The 962-nt window shown below is 59.0% G+C and carries 1 protein-coding gene; it reads right to left on the bottom strand.

The genetic code is table 11. The features are described from left to right. Positions 1-490 precede the first annotated feature (490 nt). On the bottom strand, positions 491-727 hold the full coding sequence (locus OZ411_RS42900; RefSeq protein WP_349017088.1) for a CopD family protein: 237 nt from the start codon (positions 725-727) through the stop codon (positions 491-493). Positions 728-962: the final 235 nt, after the last annotated feature.

The raw sequence follows: 962 nt of genomic DNA, 5'->3' as shown, positions 1-962 counted from the left end.
CTGGCCGTTCGCTTTCTATGACATTTATGACTACACCTTCTGGGGCTATCCCTATGATGATGCGTTCTGGGCTATGGCGATAAGTTCTACGGCCTCCTGAGCGATGAGCAGAGGGCGCAGATCAATGCGCTTTCCACCACGCGCCGGCGTCCGGGCCGGACTGTGGCGAGACCGGCCCGGCCGGACCAGCCTGCGATGTGACGGAACCGGCCTTGAGCGAGTGGCCGACCGCCACAATCGAGCAATCGGTCAGGCCGACCGACTAGCAGCGCCGATATCTTGACGCGCTTCAGGGCGCCGCCGACACATCCGCGGGCGCGCGTGATCCGGCGGACGATGTCGTCCGCGAAGTGAACGCAGCGTGGGGTGGAAAATGCGATTCATCGCGAGCCGAGCGGTTGGCTGATCTTTCGCGTGGTGACACGAACGCTTTGGGACCAACCAGAATAGGGAGATCGGGTGGCGCAAGAATGCCTGCGTGAGAGCTTGATTACGACGCGGCTGCAGGTTCAGCGATGCCCAGCACGCTAACGATAAGGACGATCGCAAAGCCAAGGCTCTGCTCTGCTGTGACGTTGATCAGGAGCCGGCGCAGCCCAAGTTTCGCGCCGGTTGCGCCCGATTCAAGGAGCCTGGGGACCACGAAGAAACGATTGAGGCCTGCAAAGCCGACCATAATGGCAAAGAGAAGAAGCTTTAGGAGAAGCAGCCGGCCGTATGTTGTCATGGCCAGGTTTGTGATCGAGCTACAAGGAATTGATCAGCCCGGATGCGACCAAGATAGCGACGGCGGTGTACGCCATCGTCGAAAACCGAAGTGCTGCCTCGCACGCCTGGTGGTCCGCCTCCTTCTCGCCGCGGAGAGACATGACGGTAAGATTAGACAAACTAGTCTAGGGTCTGTTGGGATTCAGGATTCTCATTCGTGCTTGGCTGTGATTCAAGCTTTGGATGGAACGATT

Source organism: Bradyrhizobium sp. Arg237L (assembly GCF_029990105.1).
Taxonomy (GTDB): Bacteria; Pseudomonadota; Alphaproteobacteria; order Rhizobiales; family Xanthobacteraceae; genus Bradyrhizobium.
This window is presented reverse-complemented; position numbering and strand designations above follow the sequence as displayed.

Bases quoted from the DNA above. Each gene is read 5' to 3' on its own strand.
- OZ411_RS42900 (WP_349017088.1), bottom strand. From the start codon at position 727: ATGACAACATACGGCCGGCTGCTTCTCCTAAAGCTTCTTCTCTTTGCC.